The organism is Paenibacillus monticola, assembly GCF_009664975.1.
Classification (GTDB): domain Bacteria; phylum Bacillota; class Bacilli; order Paenibacillales; family Paenibacillaceae; genus Paenibacillus_AQ; species Paenibacillus_AQ monticola.
Map to the genome: position 1 here is coordinate 610,749 of NZ_WJXB01000003.1, position 24,920 is coordinate 635,668.

18 protein-coding genes and 1 pseudogene are annotated in these 24,920 nt (G+C 48.4%); 4 read left to right on the forward strand and 15 right to left on the reverse strand.

The features are described from left to right. Nucleotides 1-120: 120 nt before the first annotated feature. The 6 genes from GJB61_RS11890 to GJB61_RS11915 form a co-directional block, all read right to left on the reverse strand. Complete coding sequence (locus GJB61_RS11890) at nt 121-915, reverse strand: Nif3-like dinuclear metal center hexameric protein (protein WP_154118704.1); 795 nt, start codon at nt 913-915, stop codon at nt 121-123. A 10-nt stretch (nt 916-925) separates the two neighbouring features. Beyond that, nucleotides 926-2,011, reverse strand: a complete 1,086-nt coding sequence (locus tag GJB61_RS11895) for an NAD(P)-dependent alcohol dehydrogenase (RefSeq protein WP_276568317.1) — start codon at nt 2,009-2,011, stop codon at nt 926-928. 15 nt (nt 2,012-2,026) lie between these two features. Beyond that, complete coding sequence (locus GJB61_RS11900) at nt 2,027-4,105, reverse strand: alpha-glucuronidase family glycosyl hydrolase (protein ID WP_154118705.1); 2,079 nt, start codon at nt 4,103-4,105, stop codon at nt 2,027-2,029. A gap of 236 nt (nt 4,106-4,341) precedes the next feature. Then, on the reverse strand, nt 4,342-5,928 hold the full coding sequence (locus GJB61_RS11905; protein WP_154118706.1) for a glycoside hydrolase family 43 protein: 1,587 nt from the start codon (nt 5,926-5,928) through the stop codon (nt 4,342-4,344). Beyond that, a complete protein-coding gene (locus GJB61_RS11910; protein ID WP_154118872.1) occupies nt 5,928-7,880 on the reverse strand; it encodes a YjhG/YagF family D-xylonate dehydratase in 1,953 nt (650 codons plus the stop codon). Before GJB61_RS11910 ends, GJB61_RS11905 begins: the two co-directional genes overlap by 1 nt. Nucleotides 7,881-7,924: 44 nt before the next feature. Then, nucleotides 7,925-8,683: an IclR family transcriptional regulator gene (locus tag GJB61_RS11915; protein ID WP_195724308.1), complete on the reverse strand. Its 759-nt coding sequence runs from the start codon at nt 8,681-8,683 to the stop codon at nt 7,925-7,927. A 96-nt stretch (nt 8,684-8,779) separates the two neighbouring features. On the opposite strand from GJB61_RS11915, the gene GJB61_RS11920 reads away from it, so the two are divergent. Beyond that, complete coding sequence (locus GJB61_RS11920) at nt 8,780-9,697, forward strand: dihydrodipicolinate synthase family protein (protein ID WP_154118708.1); 918 nt, start codon at nt 8,780-8,782, stop codon at nt 9,695-9,697. 7 nt (nt 9,698-9,704) lie between these two features. Here the strand turns inward: GJB61_RS11920 and GJB61_RS11925 are convergent, their stop codons facing one another. The 5 genes from GJB61_RS11925 to GJB61_RS11945 all read right to left on the reverse strand — a co-directional run bounded on the left by GJB61_RS11925 (nt 9,705) and on the right by GJB61_RS11945 (nt 15,407). After that, a complete protein-coding gene (locus GJB61_RS11925) occupies nt 9,705-10,736 on the reverse strand; it encodes an ABC transporter substrate-binding protein (RefSeq protein ID WP_154118709.1) in 1,032 nt (343 codons plus the stop codon). Nucleotides 10,737-10,757: 21 nt separating this feature from the next. Then, a complete protein-coding gene (gene yjfF / locus GJB61_RS11930) occupies nt 10,758-11,726 on the reverse strand; it encodes a galactofuranose ABC transporter, permease protein YjfF (protein WP_154118710.1) in 969 nt (322 codons plus the stop codon). Beyond that, complete coding sequence (locus GJB61_RS11935; RefSeq protein ID WP_154118711.1) at nt 11,716-12,756, reverse strand: ABC transporter permease; 1,041 nt, start codon at nt 12,754-12,756, stop codon at nt 11,716-11,718. The genes yjfF and GJB61_RS11935 overlap by 11 nt, the downstream gene beginning before the upstream one ends. A 7-nt stretch (nt 12,757-12,763) precedes the next feature. Beyond that, nucleotides 12,764-14,275: a sugar ABC transporter ATP-binding protein gene (locus tag GJB61_RS11940; RefSeq protein ID WP_154118712.1), complete on the reverse strand. Its 1,512-nt coding sequence runs from the start codon at nt 14,273-14,275 to the stop codon at nt 12,764-12,766. 94 nt (nt 14,276-14,369) lie between these two features. Further along, complete coding sequence (locus tag GJB61_RS11945; RefSeq protein WP_154118713.1) at nt 14,370-15,407, reverse strand: ABC transporter substrate-binding protein; 1,038 nt, start codon at nt 15,405-15,407, stop codon at nt 14,370-14,372. Nucleotides 15,408-15,672: 265 nt separating this feature from the next. On the opposite strand from GJB61_RS11945, the gene GJB61_RS11950 reads away from it, so the two are divergent. From GJB61_RS11950 to GJB61_RS11960, 3 genes are read left to right on the forward strand one after another with little or no spacing between them, the layout of a single operon-like run. After that, the gene (locus tag GJB61_RS11950) at nt 15,673-17,475 is read left to right on the forward strand and encodes a cache domain-containing sensor histidine kinase (RefSeq protein ID WP_154118714.1); all 1,803 of its coding nucleotides are present in this window, start codon (nt 15,673-15,675) and stop codon (nt 17,473-17,475) included. A 1-nt stretch (nt 17,476) separates the two neighbouring features. Continuing rightward, on the forward strand, nt 17,477-19,075 hold the full coding sequence (locus GJB61_RS11955) for a response regulator (protein ID WP_154118715.1): 1,599 nt from the start codon (nt 17,477-17,479) through the stop codon (nt 19,073-19,075). Beyond that, nucleotides 19,072-20,037: a substrate-binding domain-containing protein gene (locus GJB61_RS11960; protein ID WP_154118716.1), complete on the forward strand. Its 966-nt coding sequence runs from the start codon at nt 19,072-19,074 to the stop codon at nt 20,035-20,037. The genes GJB61_RS11955 and GJB61_RS11960 overlap by 4 nt, the downstream gene beginning before the upstream one ends. 77 nt (nt 20,038-20,114) lie before the next feature. Here the strand turns inward: GJB61_RS11960 and GJB61_RS32385 are convergent, their stop codons facing one another. From GJB61_RS32385 to GJB61_RS11975, 4 genes and pseudogenes are all read right to left on the reverse strand, one after another. After that, nucleotides 20,115-20,621, reverse strand: a complete 507-nt coding sequence (locus tag GJB61_RS32385) for a hypothetical protein (RefSeq protein ID WP_338115787.1) — start codon at nt 20,619-20,621, stop codon at nt 20,115-20,117. Continuing rightward, a pseudogene (locus tag GJB61_RS11965) lies at nt 20,598-21,542 on the reverse strand (endo-1,4-beta-xylanase); the annotation flags it as partial. The pseudogene GJB61_RS11965 and the gene GJB61_RS32385, both read right to left, overlap by 24 nt. Before the next feature lie 82 nt (nt 21,543-21,624). Further along, entirely contained in the window at nt 21,625-23,529 is a 1,905-nt protein-coding gene (locus tag GJB61_RS11970) for a carbohydrate-binding protein (protein WP_154118717.1), read from the reverse strand. A gap of 273 nt (nt 23,530-23,802) precedes the next feature. After that, entirely contained in the window at nt 23,803-24,786 is a 984-nt protein-coding gene (locus GJB61_RS11975; RefSeq protein WP_154118718.1) for a glycoside hydrolase family 43 protein, read from the reverse strand. Nucleotides 24,787-24,920: the final 134 nt, after the last annotated feature.

The following is a 24,920-nucleotide window of genomic DNA, read 5'->3' on the forward strand; positions in this document are numbered from 1 at the left end:
AGAGCAATCTGCAAAATGAACCTGATTGACTATTTGCAAACAAACCTCTTTGTCAGCAAGCGGATCTAGAGTGAACAGGTTGTTCCTCCGTCCTTCTGCTTCAAAAGAGGTTTCTTTATTTTATACAATTTGATAGACGGGTTCATCCTTAACAAAGTGGATCGGCAATTCCGGAAATTGCAGCGAGAGCAGATCGGCCAGATAGTTCATACCCGGCGCTTCGCTCTCGGCATGACCTAACATAATTAAGGCTTTATTGCGCCCTTGATGGACAGCGTCTCTTATATACTCTGGAGTCTCCCACTCCGGACCTTCTCCGGCTATGATTAAATCCAAGGATTCCTGTTCCAATAAGGGAATAGCCGTGGCGCCGCTTCCTCTGTAACCAACCAAGATTCCTACTCTGCAGCATGAAGTGGAGAGCTTTCCCGCTACGCGCACGTAGGAAATTTGCAGCTGTCGTTTCAGATATTCGGCAACCTCTCGAACCTCCATAGTTGGAATAGTCAAAATGGAGACATGAGGCTGATGCTGGGTAACATATTTCTCCCATTCAAGCTCGCGGAGTAGCCCTTTCATGACCCCATCCGGTGTGTAACGGTGCAAGTAATCATGAAAACGGTAAATTCCAACTCTTGAGCTTGCGATCAGTTCAGCTTTTTGCTTATATACCGGGTCATTCTCCAGCCCCTCCCGGTTATCCTGGTGGCTGAAAAAAACTCCTTCATGCGTGACGATCAGGTTGGCGCCAAGCGCGACAGCCTGTTCTATGACATACTGTGAAGCGGAGAAGGCCGTAACGATTCCTTGTACCTCTGTCTCCATGCACCCTGGCTCCAGCTTGTCCACAGTTCGGTCTAGCGTATGGATTCCTGCCGTTAATTGCTCTATAATTCGCCCGAAGGTGAGTATCATACCCTCCGGCCTATTCATTAGGATATACAATAACCTTCAGACTGCCACTTTTATTATGGATGGCACGTTCCAGCGCTTCGCGGGTCTCTGCCAGCGGATAACGATCTGTAATGAGCGATGCTGCATCCAGATTGCCCGATGCCAGAAATTCAATGCCCTGCAGGTAGGTATTAGCATAACGGAATATCCCATAGATGTCTATTTCGCTATCTGCTATAAAAGGCACATTGAGCGGAATCTCATCTTGTGCAGGCAGACCTACAATAGCCAGTCTGCCCCCGCGGCGCAGGGAATAAAGGGCCGTTTGCAGCGCCATCGGATTGCCGGCAGTCTCCCAGGCCACATCTACACCTACACCATCCGTCAGTTGCTTAATGGTTATTAATGCGTCTTCTTTCTTGATATTTATGGCATTAGTGGCACCAAGCCGTAAAGCGGCTCGCAGCCTGACTTCTTCAAGATCAGTAACAATAATCCGGGCGGCACCATAAGCTTTAGCTGCTGCGACCGCCATGAGTCCGACAGGACCCATACCCATAATCGCCACCGTTTCTCCTGCTTGCAGTCGGCTGCGTTTGGCCGCATGGATGCCCACCGAGAAGGGCTCAATTAAAGCCGCTTCTTCAAAAGACAGGTGATCGGGGATCTTAAACACCATATCCTCACGAATCGCCAGATACTGTACGAAGGCTCCGTCTACAGGAGGTGTCGCGAGGAACTTAACATCGGGACACAGATTATACTTTCCAGCTTTACAAGCGCTGCAATGTCCACAGGTCACTCCCGGTTCAACCGCAACGCGATCTCCTATGGCTACTTTTGTAACCTTGTCTCCTGCGGCAACAATAAATCCGGCACATTCATGTCCAAGAATAATGGGCTGTTCCACTACGAATCTTCCAATCCGACCATGCTCATAATAATGCAGATCTGAGCCGCACACGCCAACGGCCATTACTTGCACGAGCACCTCGTTATGACCAGGCTTTGGCACTGGCAGTTCCTTAATTTCAATACTTCCGGGTTCGGACATAACCGCTGCTTTCATAGTCAAAGGAAGCTTATCGTTTATGGTGACTTGAGAATCCATGTTCATGTCTATTCTCCCCCCTCAGTATATGCTCCGCATGTTGATGTCTTCAATCCCGCTCTTCCGGTAAAAGTACGAATTGATCTGATCGCGCCATTCCTTGGCATGCCCAGCCTGCTCCTGCAGACGGTCTTCGACCTGCACGTAAAGATCTTCAGTGAGCCTTTCTTTCAAGCCGCTCCACATTGTCAACAGCTCTGCCGCACGCTCCGCACCTTCGAAGTGAGCGTCATAGATATGTTGAATCACAGTTTTACCAGAATGAAGAACATGGGTATACGGAACATGGTGGAAGAAGAGCAATAATTCATCGGGGCAATCCTCTAGAGAATCATAATGTTCGGCATTGCTGCCTATATACTGGGCACTGTAGCCTGTGCCGGTCTGAACAGTCCGGTCTACCCCAATGCCTTGGTGATCGGCGTAATGATAGGTCCCCCACTGTGAATATTCGTAGCCGTCAACATTCGGTCCGTAATGATGCTCGGGATTGATCATCCAGCCAACACCGAGCGGTGCTGTATAGGATTCGTAAATATTCCATGAATCAAGCAAGATCCGACTAATTGTACCTGATACCACCGGATCTGTGCCAAACGTCAAGGAAATCCATTCGCTGGCGATTTCTTCCGCTGACAGGTCCGGGTTCCAGGCTAAGCGCCCGAATCCATATAGATTCGCCTGGGCCAGCAGATGGCCGGTCCAATTCTTGTTATTGCCCACATTGGAAACGGCCGCAATCCCGCTGTAACGGTTACCCCACAGCGATCCGTCCACGATATGTTTTACCAGTGAAGTCTCTCCTTTGGCATGGGTATTGAATTCCATAACCTCTTTCCATTGGGGGACCAGATAACAGACATGGCGCTGCTGTCCGGTATATTCCTGGGCAATCTGAAATTCAATCACCTGATTGGTTCGCTCAAGCGCCCCGAACAGCGGCGATACAGGTTCTCTGACCTGAAAATCCATCGGACCGTTCTTGATCTGCAGGATCACGTTGTCATTAAATTTCCCGTCGAGCGGTTTAAAATGATCGTAGGCCGCTCTGGCCCGATCTGTCTTGCGGTCGCGCCAGTCCTGCTTGCAGTTGTACACAAAGCAGCGCCAGATCACGATTCCGCCGAACGATTCAAGCGCTTCAGCCAGCATGTTGGCACCATCGGCATGGTCCCGGCCATAGGTGAACGGACCTGGGCGGTTCTCCGAATCGGCCTTGACCACAAATCCGCCAAAATCGGGAATGGCTTCATAAATTTCAGCCGCTTTATTCTTCCACCACTGGCGTACTCCCGGGTCTAGCGGGTCAGCCGTTTCCAATTCTCCTTCATGCATCGGGCCGGCAAAGTTAACGCTCAGGAACAACCGGATGCCATATACCCTGAATACACCAGCAATTCTTGAAACGTCGGGCAGGTAGGCTGGCGAAATAAACAGCGTTTCCCATTCATGCACGTTTACGTTATTGATAGAGATCGCGTTGATCCCAGCAGAAGACATCAGCCTCGCATAATCGCGGATTCTCTCCAGATCGTCCACAATGCGGTTGTTTTCATAGAAAAAAGATCTTCCTGCATATCCCCGCTCCACACTGCCGTCAACATTATCCCAATGATTGATCATGCGCAGCCCATTCACCGGATTGACCACCTCGTCAAGCTGCTCAATGGGGCTTAAGCTGCCTATCAGGCGCAGCAGGTGAAACACACCGTGTAGCACACCGGCAGGTGTTGAACCTCCAATGGCGATGCAACCCGCTTCCGCACGGGTACGAATGGCAAACCCCTCAGACCCAACTTTTGCGATTGTATCCTCAGCAAACACGCTGCGGATCACAGCATTGCCGCCCTGGAAGGTGCCGATGGCAATACACAGCCCCTCCGATTCAGACGACACCTTTATATCCAGCATGGATTCAATACCTTGTCGCCATTCCTGAAGTGCAGCTTGAATCGTTTCGTTCTCTTCAGTAACCTTTACAGTCCCGCACCATTTCACATATTGATCATATAGACTCCCGTGCGGCAGCACAGGATAACTTAACCAGGCATTATAACCACTATCACTCGACTTATATTTCTGACCCTTTGCTTCTTTCATGGTAAATGCTCCTCCTTGTTCATTCAGTGCATAACTTCCTTACTTCAAATCTTCTTGTTCATCCTAACATGTGGTTAGCATCAGAGAACATTGTCAAATCAAGCTAATATTTACCCAAATCAAGCTAAAGTCAGATATACGAATAGACAGGGGATAACATAATGAAAGACCGGGATGGGTCGATCTCCCGGTTTTTTTGCATAGCTATGGTCACCAATATCTTGTAGTGAGTTTCTTTACTCTGGAAGTTCCTTATATTCAAAATAATCAAAATCTGCTGTCACAAATGCCCCGCTTAAATCCTGAACACACATCCCGATAAAAGTACCGGTAAACCTGATATAAGCTGGGAAGTCATCGGATAAATGATAAATATCCAGGCTCTGCCCCATCTTCTCCCAACTTTGATCACCTATACTGTAATAAAACTGGGCGAATTCCCGATTGAGCACAATCTTTAGTCGGCAGCTTACATGGGATGGCAGGGGAATTTGCGCACATAAAGAATCTTCATATACTCCGTCCTTAGATCGAATAATCCCCAAACACTTGCCTAGTTCTTCATCATGAGTAATCCGTAAATAAACGTAATCCTTCGTATCATAATATAGGATCAACCCGGCCATCTGCTGAAAATGCTCCGGTTCGAACTCAAGCAGAGTTTCAGCAGTGCAACAAAAAGCTTGTTGGGTCAAGGCAACCAGGCTCTGGCGATGCAGGGAACTCATGGACTCTCTTCCTCTAAGTCGCAAATAACCAGGCCGCTCTGTTAAGGAGAGCCATGATTCATCAGCAGGAACACGTAAAGTACTCCAGCGGACATTAAGTTGTGGTGAGTCAAAATCATCTCTCTCGGGAGGCGCAGGAAAGGGCTGCTCTGGAATATCCGGTCCTTCAACGGTGCTGGAAGGATAGTTATCTCCATTTTGCAGACTCAACCATTCATTCTCCGTAAAAATACAACGCTGAATCGCTGTCTCTCTTCCCAGATTGCAGTATTTATCCTTCACTGGACGGCCGCACAAGTGAACCAAATACCATTCATCCGTATGGGTATGAACCAAGCTGGCATGCCCGGCCTTTTGCAGCTCCAACCCGGGATTACCGGCAGAAGTTAACAGCGGATGATTAGGGGCAGTTTCATAGGGCCCTTCAATTTGCCGTGACCGCGCTACGGTCACAGCATGGTTATACTGCGTACCTCCCTCAGCAGTTATAAGGTAATACCAACCGTCTTTTTGGTACATATGAGGACCTTCCGTCAAGCCAAGCGCTGTGCCTTTATAAATGGGCAATACTGGGCCAATCAGCTGTTTCAGCGGAGCGGAGTACTCCTGCAGAACAATTCCAGCAAAGCTGTTGTTGTTGCTCCGGTGATCCCACAGCATATTGACCAACCATTTACGCCCGTTAGCCTCATGAAACAGAGAGGGATCAAATCCGCTGCTGTTCAGATAGACAGGATCAGACCAAGGACCTTCTATATTAGCTGAGGTTACGACATAATTGGGTGTATCCTTGAACGCCCCCTGTCTGCTCTTGACGTCGGTATAGATAAGATAAAAAATCCCTTCGTCATAGCTAAGACAAGGAGCCCAGACTCCGCCGGAATCCGGATTGCCCTCCATGTTCAATTGTGATTTACGGGTCAGCACATGGGTGAGAAGTCTCCAGTTCACTAGATCACGTGAATGATGAATTCGCACTCCCGGAAACCACTCGAAGGTAGAGGTAGCAATATAATAATCTTCTCCGACTCTACAAATAGACGGGTCCGGATGAAAACCGCGCAGAATAGGATTCCGAATTACATTTCTGCTCATTATTTCCACCCCAATGCTTTCTGCCCTGCTTCAAGTGCGGCAATAATTCGATCAGTATCATAGACACAGCCTTGCCAGGTTCCGCCACTGACTGCTTGCAGAGCTGCCCACAGTCTAGTATCGTCAGGCAATCCTGGATCAACTGCAAGGAATGGATGCGGGGTCCGGTAAGCCAGAATTCTCGCCCCTTCTTCCTGCGATTGAGGTTGTTCACCCTCACCAACCAGATTAACACTGCCTTCAAGCTTAATCGTGTCTACAATGACTTCGACCCAATCGTTATCTCTCAGTCTGCCAAGAGGTCCTCCAACCAGCGCTTCTGGACCAATATGTCCTATGCAGGCACCCGTAGATACACCGGAGAAGCGAGCATCCGTGATCAGTGTAACCTGCTTGCCAAAGGGCAAATGTTTTAGTGCAGAAGTCAATTGATAAGTCTCTTCCATGCCCGTTCCACTAGGTCCGCGGCCAATGATGGCCAGAATATCTCCGGCATGAATTAACCCATCCTTAATACTGCGGATCGCATCCTTCTCTGCAGTAAACACTTTAACTCTGCCCACATGCCGATATATGCCTTCACTAGTCAATACAGTCGGATCAATAGCTGCCGATTTAATGACTGCGCCTTCCGGAGCAAGATTGCCGGTAGGAAAAGTCATCGTAGAAGCCATTCCCTGACGTTTGGCCTCCTGAGGACTCATAATGACGGAATCCGGATCTACACCATCAGCCTCTCTCAATCTATTGCGCATATCGATTCGTCTCTGGGAAGTCTCCCACCAGTCAAGGTTTTCGCCTAATGTCCTCCCTGTTACTGTTAGGACAGAATCATCAATGAGTCCCAGCCGCCGTAGATGCAGCATAACTTCAGGAACTCCACCCGCCAGAAAAACACGAACCGTCGTATGCGGGATAGGTCCATTGGGAAGCACACTTACCAGACGAGGAACTTTACGGTTCACCTCATTCCAATCTTCAACCGTTGGAATATGCAGGCCTGCGGCATGGGCAATAGCAGGCAAATGAAGCAGCAGATTCGTAGAACCTCCAAACGCTGCATGAACTGCCATTGCATTAGCTATCGCTTGGTCCGTAAGGATATCTCTCATCACTATTCCACTATGATCCATATGCAGAAGGGCGCGAGCAGATTGACGGCCCATATTCTTCCATACAGGTTGTCCTGAAGGGGCTAGCGCAGAATGAGGAACCGACATCCCTAACGCCTCAGCAATCACTTGAGCCGTCGCGGCGGTTCCCAAGAATTGACATCCCCCGCCAGGAGTAGCACAAGCACGACATCCCAAATCAGCTGCCTCTTCCAAGGAAAGGTCGCCATTGCTGTATCTTGCGCCTATACTTTGGATCTTACCGGCATCCTCTCCATGAATCGGCGGAAGCGATACTCCGCCAGGCACAATAATCCCCGGAAGATCATGCATGCCAGCTAGAGCAAGCATCATTGCAGGCAGCCCTTTATCACATGTGGCTACACCTAACACTCCCTTACGCGTTGGCAGTGAACGTATTAATCGGCGCATCACAATTGCCGCATCATTCCTATAAGGAAGGGAATCGAACATGCCTGTTGTTCCCTGGGAGCGGCCATCGCAGGGATCACTGACATAACCCGCAAACGGAATTCCTTGTTTCTCGGTGATTTCCGCAGCGATTTCTTCCATCATCAGTCCAATTTCCCAGTGTCCTGTATGATAACCAAGCGCAAGTGGAGTACCGTCTTCACGCCGTATCCCACCCATAGTGCCTAAGATGAGATATTGACGTTGATTTAATAAGTTTGGGTCCCAACCCATTCCCGTATTTTGAGACATGCCAAATAATTCGCCACTCGGTGCATTGCGTAGCATTTCACCTGTTATGGGGAGTACGCCTGAGGGACCAGCCGCAGCAGTATGAATTGGGGAGGATTTCTCCGAATCCTCCCGCATAATCTCATGCAAATTGATTTCCACTCTAAACCCTTCTCTCTTCGTTAAGATAAAGACAATTTCTCTGCAAGCCTAACAACTTCCTGAATCGCACTCGCCTGTTTATCGATATAAGCATGTTGCAGCATAGAGGTACTCACCGCTGCAACAACATTTCCTGCGGCATCTAGGATCGGTGCTGCAACACAGCAGATCCCTTGAATGACCTCTTCCAGATCCATCGCATACCCATCATTACGAATAGAAGCCAATTTTGCCATGAATTCATTCCAATCTGTAATCGTACGTGAGGTCACTTGGGATAATATTCTATTGGGGTAACGTCTTTCGATCTCTTCCAACGGAAGCCATGCCAGCATCATCTTGCCCATGGCTGTCGCATGTGCCGGGAATCGCATACCTGGGCTGGACTCCAATTTCACCAGGGAAGGGCCTTCCTGTTTGGCTAGATATACAATATCGCTCCGGTCAAGAATGGATAACTGGAAGGTCTCGCTAATGGTCTTCACGCTTTCAGCAGAAGTCTTTAGAAAATGCTCCACCAGATTAAAGTTTTGCTTATGAGACTCATTGAAAACCGTATTATAATAAGCGACTCCCACGCCAAGTGAGTAGGCTTCCTTTTTATCCTTACTAACCCATTCCAAGGCTTCCATCGTGCGCAGCAGAGAAAACATCGAACTTTTATTAATACCTGTTTCATCACATAGCTCTGTCATTTTATGTTCACCCGGTTGCTTAGAGATCGCCTTGAGAATCAAATCGGCCCTCTCTAGAGCAGGCACCCAATATTTTCGATCCAAATCTTCATCCTCCTCTCTAAAATACATTGATAAAGCGCTTCCAGTTCATTATAATAATCTTATGTTTATAATATCAAACTAGGAGACAAAAATAAAATGAATCTTATTCATGCAAATGCAGGTGTCATCCCCCCTGTACCCACCATTCTGGATCAGAACGGGCATTTTGATCGCAATGGAATGAAGATTTTAATAGATAGCTTAATAAACAAGGGAGTTCACGGTCTCTTCTTCTTGGGGACAGCCGGGGAATTCAGCCAGTTTAGCGCGAAGGAACGGGAGGATATTGCAGAGTTCTGTATTGATTATACTAACGGACGTCTCCCCGTCTGGATTGGAACCGGCAGTAACAATACCCCTGAAGCCATTCGTCTTACTGGGCATGCTGCCAAGAGTGGTGCCACCGGTGTAGTCGTTATCAATCCATACTACAGTAAGCTTAGTGAGGAGACCTTGTTCTCGCACTACGCCTCCATTTTGGAAGCGACGGAGATTCCACTAATGCTATATAACTTCCCGGCCTTAACCGGTCAGGATTTGAGTCCCGCCTTTGTCAGCCGACTTGCAGCCCGTTACCCAAACGTAGTCGGAATTAAGGAAACGGTAGATCAACTAAGTCATATTCGGCAGATGATTCTACAGGTAAAAGAAATAAATCCGGCATTCTCTGTATTTTGCGGCTTTGATGAATACTTATTAGCCACACTTGCAGCAGGGGGAGATGGAGCTATTGCAGCTAGTGCCAACTTTGCTCCACAGTTGCTTCTCGGAGTATATAACTGCTTTCAAAATAACAACTTAGTAGAACTGCTTGAGCATCATCGGAAGGTCATTGAAATCCCTGCCTTATATAGTCTGGATGAGCCTTTTATCCCGTCCATAAAAGAAGCCATACGAATGGCTGGGGTTCCTATTCCCACCTTTTGCCTTCCTCCTTCAAACCTTTGGAGTGCCCAGAAAGAGCAGAAATTAAAAGAAATATTCAATAGAGCTGGGGTTCCGTTGGCTTTATAGACAATTCCTAGTATTTACGGTTCTCTATCTCCATGGCCGCCAGTTCCTGTGTAAAAATATCTTCGGGTGGAACCATCCGCTTAGGCAGGGTCCGCCCGGACATAATCTCTTTGGTTGCCTGCATAAGCAAGGGTCCAAGTAATGGATTACATTCGACTACAGCATTGAAATTTCCAGAGGCCATCTGCTCAAAGGCACGCCGTGTTCCGTCCACGGAAATAATGACCACATCGGTACCGGGTCTCAGACCCGCCTCCTCAATCGCCTCTACCGCACCGATCGCCATATCATCATTGTGGGAATATAGTACCTGAGGCCACTTCTCCTTTGGCTGCCGCAGAAACTCCCTCATAATCTCCCGGCCGCCGCTTTTGGTGAAATCAGCGGGCTTTGTCTGCGTAATTCGGAAGTTACTTTTGCCTTGAATGGTCTCCCGGAAACCTAGCCCACGGTCAATCGACGGGGTCGACCCCACCGTACCTTGCAGCTCGGCGATGTTGATCACACCGGGATGATGGCGCATTTTATCAATCATATACTTGGCTGCCTTCACTCCTTCTTCATAGAAATCAGAACCGATGAAAGTGATGTAGAGTGAGCTATCCTCCACATTAACGGAACGGTCCAGAATGATAACGGGGATGCCAGCCTGCTTAATTTCTTGAAGGATCGGTTTCCATCCGGTCTGCACCACAGGTGCAATCGCAATGATATCCACATCGCTGCGGATAAAAGAACGGATGGCGTCGAACTGTTTCTTCTGATCTTGTTCGGCGTTCTTCATGATTAGGATGATGCCGGCTTCATCGGCCGCCTCCTTAATAGAAGAGGTATTCGCCTCCCGCCAAGTGCTCTCCGAACCGAGCTGGGAGAACCCCAGCACAATCGGCTTTGTGACCGCAGGGTCCACCGGATGCTGGAGGTCTGTCTCTACAGGGTAATTGACAGGAGGGGCCGAAGACTGTACATTCTCCCCACTGCCTGAGCAGCCGGAAAAGAGCAGCAGCACCAAAACCAGACACCATTTTGCCAGTTTCATGATTACCCTCCCTTTCCTGGATTATCGCTTCAACGACGACCCCCTTGCACTTAACACCCGCTGCAAAAGGATAAAGATGAACAGCAGCAAGCCAATGACGATTTTGGTCCACCAGGAGCTCAAAGTACCCTCAAAACTGATAATGGTTTGAATCACACCCTGAATCAGCACGCCAAAGAAGGTTCCGAGCACATAACCTACGCCACCGGTCAGTAAAGTACCCCCAATAACTACTGCAGCAATCGTGTCGAGTTCAAAACCAACGGCATGAAGCCCATATCCTGACAGCATATAGAAGGTAAAGACAACACCTGCAAGCGCGGAGCATAATCCGCTTAATGTATAGACCATAATCTTTGTACGCGCTACTGGAAGTCCCATAAGAAGGGACGACTGCTCGCTGCCCCCAAGCGCATACACATTTCGCCCGAAACGGGTATAGTGAGCAGTGTAAATGGCGACAGCTGCAACGATTAAGGCAATGATAGCGCTGATCGAGATGAAGCTTCCACCCGGTAACGTGATCTTCGTCTGGGCTACCGCAGTGTAAAATGAATTATCTATCGTTATCGTATCGATACTAATTACATAACACAAGCCCCTGGCCATAAACATTCCTGCCAGCGTCACAATGAACGGTTGAATTTTAAAATAGTGAATAATGGCACCCATTCCGCTTCCGAAGGCAGCCCCCATTAGGAGCACCAATGGGATGACGACTACGGGCGGCCAGCCATGCTGCTGCACCAGACTGGCGGAGACCATGGTGGATAGTGCGATCATGGAGCCGACGGACAAATCAATGCCGCCCGATAGAATGACAAAGGACATGCCAACAGCTGTGATCAGTAGAAATGCATTGTCAATAAGCAGGTTCATTAACACCTGCAAGGAGAAAAATCCTGTATACCGAAAGGACCCAGCGACGAACATAATGATGAACAATAGAATCGTTACGACAATCGGAATATATTTACGGTTAAGAGACATGATGGATACCCTCCTTTTCTCCGGGATAATGCCGTGTCTTCCATCTGCTGGCGAAGACGGCCCAGAAACTATCCGATTGAATTAGGCAGACTGCCAGGACAACAAAAGCTTTGACAACCAGCGTGATTTCCGGAGGAACACCAATCATGTAAATTGTCGTGGTCAATGTCTGGATTATTAGTGCCCCAATGACCGTGCCCGTGAGATAAAAGCGTCCACCGTTCAGCGAGGTACCCCCAATGACAACGGCCAGGATTGCGTCGAGCTCATACCAAAGGCCCGCGTTATTGCCATCAGCGCTGGAAACATTGGAGCTCAGGAGCAGTCCGGCGATGCCGGCGCACAGGCCACAGAATACATAAACCGACAGAATGACCCCATTCGCACGGATGCCTGACATCAGGCTGGCCGACGGATTGCAGCCGACCGACTCGATAAATAAGCCTAGCGCAGTTTTGCGGGTCAGAAGCAGGGCGATGACCAGAACAGCAGCTACTACAAAAATAGAGAACGGCAGTGTCGCCAGTGAACCAGAACCCAAATACGCGTATTTAGCACTGGTAACTGTGATAATCTGTCCACCAGTGACCAACTGGGCAATTCCGCGTCCCGCAACCATCAGAATCAGCGTAGCGATAATGGGCTGAATGCCGCCTACCGATACCAACAGACCGTTCCATGCACCCAGAAAGAGTGACAAGCCCACCGCAATTAGCACAGAAGTTAAGATCAGGCCCATGACATTCTGGTCTGCACCTTTACTGATGGTCAAACAGGCTATAGCCCCGGAGATGGCGACAATGGAACCAACAGATAGGTCAATGCCTTTGGTAGCAACAACTAATGTCATCCCGATTGCCACCAGTATAAGCGGTGCACCGAAGTTTAGAATATCGATCAGGCTGCCGTATAAATGCCCGTCATGCATCGTAATGGAGAAGAAATCCGGCGAGTAGAACAGATTGAATAGCAGCAGTGCAGCCAGAACGCTCAGTGGCCAGAATAGATGATGCTTATATATTTTTCCCATTATCGTTTCAGCCTCCCGCAATTGCCTGCATAATATTCTGCTGGTTCATGTCCTTATCCGAGATTTCCTTCACCTTGCAGTGGTCACGCAAGACGACAATTCGATCGCTTACGCGCAGGACCTCCTCTAGTTCAGAGGAAATGAACAGGAATGACATTCCCTGCCGGGACAGTGACAACACTAGCTTCTGGATTTCAGCTTTTGCTCCGATATCGATCCCCCGGGTCGGCTCATCAAGAATGAACAGCTGAGGTGCGGTAAGCAGCCATCTGGCCAGCAGAACTTTTTGCTGATTGCCCCCGCTTAAATTCTTGATCAGATGATCGGGATTCGGAGGATTGATGTTCAGCATCCGTATATACTCCACCGCAACCTCATCCTGCTGTTTGCGAGAAAGGGTCCGAAATACCCCTTGCTTGGCCTGGAGTGCCAGAATAATATTCTCCCTGACGGTCAGATCACCAATAATCCCCTCCGTCTTGCGGTTCTCCGAGCAGAATGCAATCCGTCGTTTGATCGCCTCCCGTGGGGTATGAACGCCTTCGCTACCTCCCGGGAATATCAATTTACCGGAATCCGGCTTGTCGGCTCCAAAGAACAGGCGCGCGGCTTCCGTCCGCCCCGAACCGAGCAGCCCCGCGAGCCCAACCACTTCTCCCTTGCGGATGGACAGATCGAACGGCTCGATAGCTCCTTTGCGGCTCAAGTTTTCGGCCTTGACCATAACTTCACCGAAGGAATCCTTATAATCTTCAGCCAGACTTGGCAGATCCTCCAGCAGACTAAGCTCCTTGCCAATCATTTTCAACACCAGATCCAGCCGCGATAAATCCTTGGCCATATACTCACCGACAAATTCACCATTCCGCAGAATGGTCACCCGGTCAGAGATTTCATACATCTGGTCCAAAAAATGAGTGACAAATAAAATGGCCAATCCATCCTGCTTTAACTTCCTCATAATTCGAAAGAGCTGCTGCACCTCATTCTGATCAAGGCTAGATGTCGGTTCATCAAGAATCAACACCTTGGCCGAGATATCAAGCGCTCTAGCGATAGCGACCAACTGCTGCACTGCCACCGAATACATGCGCAGCGGCTCTGTGACATCTATCTGTACATTCAAGCGTTCACTGAGTATTTCCGCCGCGCGCCGATTCATTTCCTTCCATAGAATTCTCCCGAATCTTCTTGGTTCTCTTCCAATAAAAATGTTCTCCGCAACCGTCAGGTTGGGACATAGGTTCACCTCTTGATACACAGTGCTGATTCCCGCTGCTTGCGACTCCAGCGGGCTATTTATTGAAATGGAGATTCCCTCCATCTCCACCTTGCCTTCATCAATCGAATATACTCCGGTCAGCACCTTTATCAAGGTTGACTTGCCAGCACCGTTCTCACCCATTAGGGCATGCACCTCACCCGGGTACAGGCGAAGATCCACATCGCATAGTGCCTTGACACCTGGAAAACGTTTATGAATCTTAGTCATTTGCAGTATGGGCTCCTGAGCACTCATTTCGTCATCCACTCCTCTTTGTCCAGAATAGCCACTCCTCAGGGCTTCATGAATAGCCCTTAAGGAGTGGCATTGTAAAAGTCAGTTCACCGGATTAATATGGACGGCTTGGCAAAGCTTCCTTAGCCTGTTCTGAGGTGAATGTAGACTCTTCGGTCACAATTCGGGCCTCTACCGATTTGCCATCCACCACATTCTGCACAATCTCCATCAGCTGTGGCCCGAGCATCGGATTGCACTCGACAATGAAGTTGATTTTGCCTTCGCTGGCGGCCTGCATCCCGTCTTTGACGGCATCCACGGAGATAATCTTGATATCCTCACCAGGCTTCAGGCCAGCTGCTTCAATCGCCTGAATTGCACCAAGCGCCATATCATCGTTATGTGCATACAGAACATCAATATCTTTATGCGCTTTCAGAAAAGCCTGCATGACTTCCTTACCTTTGGCCCGGGTGAAATCGCCGGTTTGCGAAGCAATTACTTTGAGATGTGGATTGGTCTTGATCACTTCGGCGAAGCCCTCCATACGGTCATTGGCTGGCGCGGAGCCTGTAGTTCCCTGAAGCTCTACAATATTAATATCTTCAGAAGCGTCTTTGTACTGGTCGGAGAGCCATTGGCCCGCCTTACGTCCTTCTTCCACGAAATCAGAGCCGAGGAAGGTGATGTATAACGAAGTGTCCTTCGAATCTACCGCACGGTCAGTCAATACCACCGGAATTCCTGCATCCTTGGCTTCCTTAAGCACTGTATCCCAACCGGATTCCACGACCGGCGAGAACGCGATCACGTCAACTTTTTGCTGAATGAAGGAACGGATTGCCTTGATTTGATTCTCCTGTTTCTGCTGCGCATCCGAGAATTTCAGCGTATAGCCCGTTTCCTTCGCGGAATCCTGAATCGATTTGGTATTTGCGCTGCGCCAACCACTCTCTGCGCCGACCTGCGAGAAGCCGAGGGTAATATCTTTGGCCTCCTTCGTATTCCCTGCATTTGCCACCGCCGGAGCTTCCGTTGCCTGATTGCCAGTAGTTGCCGTATTCCCCGTATTGTTATTGCCGCAGGCCCCGAGCATCACCATGGATAAGGTAAGTGCAAACATTGCTCCCATTCTTCCGAATCTCTTCATGAGTATTATTTCCTCCCCCTTGTTTTTCACCATTGCTTGGTGTTGGCCCTAGTATAAACCGCTTTCAAAAAGATAGGATATGGGCCCTCTTTGGCATTTGTTTTCTATTTTTACGTTTTCCTTGTAATGTCTTACCTTTGGTGTACTTTTTTGTTTGGAAAGTGTGAATGTTGATTACGCTTTCTTTTCCTCTCCCCTGAAGGTTAAAAATGTTATACACTAGAGGTTGGTACGAAATGCATATTAATATGAGAGGATATAACCGATGAGGATGATACGCTGGATCTCCTCCAGCCTGAGGGCGAAATTATTAGCCTTGTTTATCGTTCTGACCACGATACCGCTGATCGCCGTCGGACTTGTTTCCTATCAGAAATCCTACGACTCGATCTCCAGTCACAGTAAAGCCTCAAGCATGCTGCAAGCGGATATGCTGGGAAGAAATATCGACAATCTGTTTGAAAACACCGAACGGCTGCTGGAGCTGAGTAAGAATCCCCAAGTCATCCATTTTCTATTTTCACAATCAGAGACCTACCAGGAAGCTAAAGAGATTCTCCAGACCTTTGCGCTTTACAGGGATACCTACAAATATGAGAACGTAATCAACATCAGCTTTATTAATCTGTACGGCAAGGGCATCAGCGAGCGCAAGGGAGTATTTCAGTCTAATATCAATCCCCTGCGCAACCCGCATTTTAAATCACTCGCCCAGAATCCGGATTTAGTGCTCAAAATCCCTCCGGCCATGACCTCTGCATATGACCGTGTCGATGGATTCACCTACCCGGATCAGGGGGTTATCTCCATATTAGCGGCGGTGAAGCAGCGGATTACCCATGAAGTCATCGGATTTATTATTGTCGATCTGGACGATTCGTTTATAAAGGAATTTTGCGGCAAGGTCACCATCGGCAAAACAGGTTTTTTCTACATTCTCGATCAGAATGACAATCCTATTTATGTCCCCTCCATAAGTGAACAGGACTTGTTACTCATTGATAGACCTATGTTTCCCGCACTGGAACACACCAGCCGCGACAGCTTTGTACTGAATACGAAAGGGCCGCCCCGCTTTATTGTCCATACGTCTTCGCTAAGCACCGGTTGGAAGATTGTTGGCATGGCTCCACTTCAGGAAATTGTCGCTGAGGCTAACCGGATTAGACAGCTGATTATTGTCAGCGTGGTACTCAGCATTGTTTTTGCCATTACCCTCCATTTTTTTCTGACCCGACGACTGACGCAACCCATCCAGCTTCTTCAGCACAAAATGAGGCTGACCGCAAGTGGCTACCTGGAGGCCAAAGTTAAACCGGGCGGGACAGACGAAATCGCAGATTTGGGCCAAAGCTTCAATATCATGGTGGAAAAAATCAAAGATCTTCTGGAGCAAAGCATCCGTGAACAGCAGTTGCTGCAAAAAGCGGAGCTGCGGACACTTCAGGCTCAGATTAACCCTCATTTTCTGTATAATACCTTGGACTCCATTGTCTGGATGGCCGAAGCCGGCAAAAACGACAGTGTCATCCAACTTGTGAAAGCGCTATCCCAATTCTTCCGGCTTAGCCTGAACAAAGGCCGCGACTGGGTGCTGATCCGCACAGAGCTGGCGCATGCCCATAGCTACCTGATCATTCAGCAGATGCGCTACCGCGATATTCTGGAGTATCAAATCAACGTGGAGCCGGAGCTCCATGAATACCCGATTCTCAATATGACACTGCAGCCCCTGATCGAGAACGCGATCTATCATGGAATCAAAAATAAAAGAGGCAAAGGTCTGATTACCATCAGCGGCTATGCTGAGGGCAATGCATCGGTCGTGCTCACCGTCACGGATAACGGCATCGGCATCACTGCCGATCGGCTAGAGCTTCTGAGAAGCCAGCTTGAGCATCCCACCCAAGCAGAGGAAGCGGAACTGGAAGAAGGAGGGTTCGGCCTGCTAAATGTACACCAACGGCTACGGCTTTATTTCGGCAAAGAATATGGAGTGAGGCTAGAAAGCACGGAAGGCAAAGGGACAGAAATCTCAGTCCGTATACCCAAGAACAAGGGGGATTGAAATGAAGAAGATTATGCTAGTCGACGACGAAATTCTTATTCGTGAAAGTATAAGGGAATGTGTCAACTGGGAAAAAGAAGGTTTCATTTATTGCGGTGACGCCTCCGACGGCGAACTGGCGCTTCCGTTGATTGAGCAGCAGCTGCCCGACATTCTGATCACCGATATCAAAATGCCCTTTATGGACGGGCTGGAGCTCAGCGCCGTGGTCCGCCAGCGGCTCCCGCAGATCAAGATCATTATCTTAAGCGGGCACGACGACTTTCAATATGCCCAGTCTGCGCTCCGGCTCGGTGTGGAGGATTATTGCCTGAAACCGGTCAGCTCGGCGGACCTGGTCCAGCTGCTCCATGCGGCAAGTCACAGAATTGATGAAGAACAACGCTTGAAGAGAACGTATGCTTACACCCCTGAAAAGCTGTTTGCCGACCTGTGCGGCGGGCTGATCGGCACCGCTGCCGCCATTGAAGCTGCGGACCAGCTTGATCTGCAACTGACGACTCCTTATTATGCTGTGGCTATTCTGTCGCTGGCCCCCTCCGATCCTCGGAAACTGCACCTTAGCCAAGCAGCATACCAAGCCGCCGGACAACTGCTGGCCGATCAGCTGAAGGAGCTGCCAAACAGTTTCGTCTATAAGCGCAGTCGGACAGAAAGCGTACTCATCCTTAAGGGAAGCCAGCCGGAGCTAATTTCAGCGAAGCTGGAGACCTTGGCCGCCATTCTGCAGCGGAAGATGAAAACGGCGGTCGGCTGTGAGCTGTCTCTCAGCTTGGGCAGTGTGCAGGAACGGCTACAATCCGTGCATGTCTCCTATCTGGAAGCCGAGGAAGACAAGATGTGGAAGAAGCTGTCCAAGCAGAATAAAGCGAAGCTGTGGGAAGTTTCTTTTGACCCTTCATCGGACCTCGTACTGCTGGACCGGAATCGGCTGATCGATTTTCTCAAGCTCGGCTCCTCCAAGGAAGCGCCCGGCTTTATCAGACAATTTGCCGCCGAACTGAACGGCATGAATTGGGATTCCATGTACGCCTACTATTTGATCAACGATATTACGCTTGAATTGGTCCGCACCGCTAAGCAAAGCTTTCAGACGGGTGGAAATCGGGCGGAATTGATGAAGGAATTGCAACAACAGATCAGAAGCATTTCTAACTTCGAAGAGAGTATAGATTACCTGAACACCCTACTTGAACGGTTGTGGAGGTGGCGGGCGGAGGGTTCCGATAAATACGGCGAGCTAATCGATAAAGTGAAGCAGCAGATCCGTGAGCACTATGACGACGACCAGCTCTCTCTATACGAAATTTCCAAGAAAATTGGTGTCAGCTCCAGCCATCTCAGCAAGATCTTCAGTCAGGAAACTGGACAGACGATGACTGAATATTTAACCACCACGCGGATTGGCAAGGCAAAAGAACTGCTGAAGACCACCCGCAGCAAAACGTTCGAAATCGCCTTTCAGGTAGGCTACAACGATCAGCATTACTTCTCTAATCTGTTCAAGAAGGTAACCGGCCTGACGCCAACGGAATACCGCAAGCAAGGCTTGGTGGAGAATAAGGCCGGATTAGTCGGAGAAGGGGAGGACAGACTGTGAAGTTCGGTTCAGGAAACGAAAGGCACCTCCTGCTCCCAATAATGATCGTCATCCTTCTCCTTAGCGGATGTGGGGCAGGAGCAGAGCGGAGCGGTATGGAGGGGCTGGCGGAAGCATCACCACTGCCTTCTGTTGAACTGGGTGCTCCCCCCCTTGTCTTCGGCATCATCTATCCTATGGTAAATCCAACGTATGAAACCATCACAGAGAATGCGGAAGCCGCCGCCGCAAGCCATAACATCAAATTGCAGGTTCAGGCGCCGGACGAAGCCAATCTAGAACAGCAGATCCGAATAATGGAGATGATGATCAAGCAGGAGGTGGATGGAATCGCTATTGATCCTGTCGATTCGCAAGCGCTGGTACAAGTTATTAACCAAGCTGTGTCTAAGGGTATCCCCGTGGTCTGCTTCGAATCTGACTCACCGGACAGCCAGCGGGTTGCCTTTATAGGTGCAGACAATTATAAGACAGGATCCATTATTGGACAGGCGGTGAACCGGCTTCTGAACGGCAGGGGCATGGTCCTTGTCGAATCTGGCATGCCCCATATGCTCGGACTCGGCCAGCGGCTGGCGGGACTGCAGGATTATTTGAACAATCATACGGAAATTGATGTGCTGGACATCCGTAATAACAACGGCAGCGAGGAAGGAGCCATGCGGCAACTGGAGCAGATGATAAGCGAACATCCACACTTCAGTGCACTAATCAGCTTGGATTTCGTTTCCAGTTCAAGCTCGATTCTCGTCTGGAAAGCCAAAGGTCTGAAACGCTATAATGTGGCGCTTGGCCTTACTCCAGCCGTGAAGGAATCGCTGCAAAATGGCCAGATTACCCAGATTATTTCTCAGAATGAACAACACTGGGGAGAGGCAATCATCCGTACATTGCTAACAATTGCCGAAGGCCGGAAGGTGCCGGAATTCGTCAATACGGGAATCACAGAAATTTACGAGTAGCTACAAAAACACACAGGGGCTATCCCAAGCAGCGCTTTCACGCCCCTTGGAGACAGCCCCTACATGGATATTATAAATCAGTTAGACAAATACACATTATCCACGTACACAGAAGCATTCCCGGAGGAGTTGCTGGCATCGACGAATTGAATGCCATACTCTTTGATATCAGCTGTATTGACTGCCGTCAAGTCTAAGGTTAAATCGATAGTTCCACTCTTACCTATGGTCGCCCAACCGCTATCCGTAAACGTATATGCGCTCCCATGTTTAACGTATAACTTCACACCTAATCCAGTACCATAACCACCCCACTCAGATCCATGTACCGTTGCCTTCAGCTTTGTATAACCGGAGAAATTCGCGCTGACGATTTTTGAAACAGTATGTTGGGTGTTGGCAGACATTGCAATATCCACTTGCAAAGAATGTGTGTTCTTGGAACTCCATGCTGTGGTTGACCAGGGGCCTCCGACAATATTAGAGCCTGCCCATCCATCCGTACCCGATTCAAAATCTGCGTAGGCACTGGTTGTTGTTCCCCCGCCAGTAGATCCGCTTAAATATTGTTTCAGCCACTGCAGCGCCGGACGCTCCGACCCGTTAGTATTCAGCAAATGCGTATTGGATATCCAGGTCTGATCTTGAATGTAGCCCCAAAGTGTCACGCCTTTTACCGCTGGATTCTCCCATAAAACAGGGAATTTCTCCTTGTATCTGGCCAACTGTGTACTATCGTCGCCTGTCATATCCAGTTCGGACACGTAAATAGGTAATCCCGTCGCTGACAGCTTATTCAGTACGGTATTCATTGTGGACGTAGTTACAGTATCCATATTGAACTGATGACATTGAATTCCAATGCCGTCAATCAGTCCTCTGGTCTTCAACAGATTGATAATTGTCACATACTGATCTGCCAATGTCGGATCACCAATGATTCCATATTCATTAATAAGCAGCTTGGCGTTCGGAAAAGCAGTTCTAGCCTGCTGGAATGACCATATTATCCAATCCCAGCCGGTGGTTCCGTCACCACCAAGGGCATTTCGGTAGGAAGGCTTGGCATGCAAGGGCTCATTCACTACATCGACGAAGGTGGACTTGGAATATCGTTGTCCCGCAGCAGTAATCCAAGCGGTAACCTCTGATTTCTGGTCGGCTGCCGAAAGACCGGCTACCCATGAAGGCTCCTGACTCCCCCACACCAGTGTATGAAATTTGAAGGGGAAATTATTGCTGACCGCATAGTTGTAGGAAGTATCAGCACCGGCCCAATTCATAGTGTTGCGTGTACCTTCCACTGCACCCCATTTGGTTCCATTCTCAGGTGTCACTTGATTCCAATAGGTGGAGAAGCTGGCAGGAACACTGCCTGCAATGATATTACCCAGGAATTTTGATCCACTCGTCAGTGCGGCATTTGCGCTACCTGCTATAACGGATGAGAGCAAAATGCCCGCTAAGGCCAAGGTTCCAACAAGCTTGCCAATTTTAGTTTTCAACTCAAATCATCTCCTTCTCTTATATTACTCTAAGTGCAAATAATCAAAATCAACAAAGCCACCAGATGAGGAAGATTCTCCCTTAGTTCAAAATATCTAAATAATCTACATAGGCATCCCAAGTCCCATTATCGCCAGTAGCGATCAGTTTGACTTCTTGACTACCGGTTGCATGGGCAATGTTAGACAAAGTCTGAACCGTAGGTGTAGTTCCGGTGAAGGAAAACGTACCAACGGTCGTTCCGCCGATTTGCAATTGCACTTTGGCAGTAGCTGAGGTGCTCGAAGCCCCCCGGAGCGTAAACGTATGGGTGCCGTAGGCAAAATACTGAGTGAATGCACTGAAATCATCGTTTCCGTAAAAAGCGGCACCACTGAAAGGAGAAGTGATCTTTCCAGCGTAGGTACCGCTAAGGGTCATATCCTCAGCTTCAACCCTTGTTCCAGTGGAAGCCGCACCCGATGTGAACTGCCAGTAATCAAGATTGAATAAGTTGCTGGTTCCTGTTCCTGTAAATACGAAGAAAATCTTGTGAACCCCCGTTGCATTGCTTACAGTGGTTTCTATTTCCTTCCACGTTTGCGTTCCTCCAGTGGAACTCACATTTAGCGTTCCAACAAGAGTACCCGTTGCGCTGTCAAGCCGTATTTCTATTTTGCCGCCTACGGTTGAGGCTACATTCGCTTTGAACGTAGTGGCTCCACTGGTACCGAAGTCAGCGTTGCCTATAGCAACCCAGTCTCCATTGTTAATACTGGTCACATCCATATTGCTTGTCGGTCCGCCTGTTGCTTGCGTCGTCTCGGTTGCAATGCCTGCATTCCAGCCGATAGTTTCTGCTTCAACCCTGATATATGGATTCAGATTGGCAATCTGGGCTATGCCTGCCATATTTCCCTGAACCTCTTGAATGGTTCCGTCGGTATTATATACAAGCTTATTGATATGCGGGGAACGGTAGCCTTTTCCATCTCCAAGCAGAACCTTGCTGACCGTCTGGGCATGATACACTACATACCATTGGTTATTAAAGTTAAACACTGCATGATGGTTATTGCCTCCGACCCCGAAGAAGGTATATGGGTTCTTCAGGAAATGACCCACATAAGTAAATGGTCCCGTAGGGCTACTGCTCGTCATGTAACCGATTTCACCAGTAGGGTAGGCTGCCGGGTGCGTGCCTGAGAAATTGAAGCAATATGAATAATAGTATTTGCCGTTATACTTATGAATTCCTGAGTCTTCAAACATGTAAGGAGCATCAATCGTGGTTGCGCTTCCAACAATGCTCGTCATATCCGACCCTAATTTTAACACTCGGGCTGTTTTGGGATTTGCAATGGACGCTGCATTCGAGGTATTCGGAATCCCGCCACCACAATAGAGGTAGCCTGTGCCATCATCATCCACCAATACGGCCGGGTCAAAAAGCCAGGTAACACCTGACATACCAGCTGTACTGGTTGTAACCAGCGCTTTTCCGAGAGGATCTGTCCATGGTCCTATTGGAGAGTTAGAAGTCAGTACACCAATACCGGATGCACCATTTGCAAAATACAGAAAGAATTTATCAACACCGTTTATCGTTTTATGTGCAACCGACGGTGCCCAAGAGAGTGAGGCCCATTTGGCAATTCCGTTGCCACTATTGGCATTGTTGGCGCCTGCTACCGGAATTGAACCATGGTCGGTCCAGTTCACCATATCCGCAGAAGAGATGACATTGATTTTATTTAGTGTGCTGAAATCATTCTCTTTAATTGTTCCGTCCGTATTATATACATAAGCATCGCTCGACATATAGACGTAGACTCTTCCGTTATAGGTCAATGCAAAGGGGTCGGCTCCTAATTTGTGGTCCATTAGCGGGTTCGAGTTCCCTGGCAGCTTTGCAGTTGCACTATTCGCAGCATATGCAGACATCATGGGTAGACAGCTCAACAATAAAGCAAAGGTTAATACAAAAAGCGAAAGCTTTTTTAACATCTTTATACCTCCGGTATTAATTATTTGTGATTTTTCCCAAAATATTGGACACAACCCCTCAGTCTATTTTTCCAACCACCCCCATAAATTTGAATCTCTTGAATTATTCTACTAATATTTGTTATTCCAAATCATCTTATTATAATTGCAATGCTAGAACAATGCAGTTTCTTGTTTAAAAAGTTAAATTTTTTTCGCATTTTCTCCTAACCAAAAAAAAACCATCCAACGATCTTTGTGATCGCGAATGGTTTGGGATTATTTGGAAAATCGCTATTCTTTATAAGGATCTATCGTTTGAATGGTTCCGTCAGTATTATACTTCAGTTCCGTGTATTTCACGCAACGTTTGTGATTGACGCCTTCAGACAGAGAGCTGTCATGATAAAAGAGGTACCATTTATCTTCAAACTGGACAATAGAATGATGGGTGGTCCAGCCGATAACAGGAGTGAGGATTGTTCCTTTGAATGTAAAGGGACCCAGTGGGTTCTTGCTGATGCCATACACCAGCTTGTGTGTAGTTCCTGTCGAATAAGACAGGTAGTAATACTCATTATATTTATGAACCCATGGGCCTTCAAAATATCTGCGATCCTCGTCGCCAGCCAGCAGCGGATTGCCTTCTTCATCCAGAATCGAAATCTCTTGCGGTTTATCCTTAAACGACAGCATATCATCGCTTAACAAGGCCACCTGTGGTCCCAACGCCGGCTGGTCTGCTGGAGGCCCTTCTGTTTGTGAAGACTCGAAGCTACCTGTCTGCCACTTCTCCAACTGCCCTCCCCAAAGGCCCCCAAAATAAACATAGGCTTGGTCATCTTCAACGAAGACGGCAGGATCTATGCTAAAGCTGTCCTTGATATAATTGGACTCCGCTTTAAAAGGCCCTGCAGGTGAGGACGCCGTTGCCACCCCAAGCCGGAAGATGCCGTCTTGATCGCGTGCCGGAAAAAACAGATAGTACAGATTGTTCTTGAATGCCGCATCCGGTGCCCAGAGCTGGCTTGAAGCCCATGGAATATCACGCAGATGGAGCGCTTCTCCATGATCTACAACAGGAGAATCGAAATTCTCCAGGGACAATACATGGTAATCTTCCATAGCATATTGGTCCCCGTTATCGTTATCTGGTCCATCATGGTCGAGGTCGTGTGAAGGATAAATATAGATTTTACCCTCAAAAACATGAGCGGACGGATCGGCGGTATAAATGTGGGTTACTAGCGGTTGGTTAGGTTTAGTATATTTCATCATCTTACACTCCTTTAGTATCGTATTCACACCCTAATTTTACTTTGAAATCGTTTACATAGGACGATTTCATTTTACACTATCCTGCCGAACTATCCTATAGTAAAAATATAGAACTTACCCCCATTAATTATAGA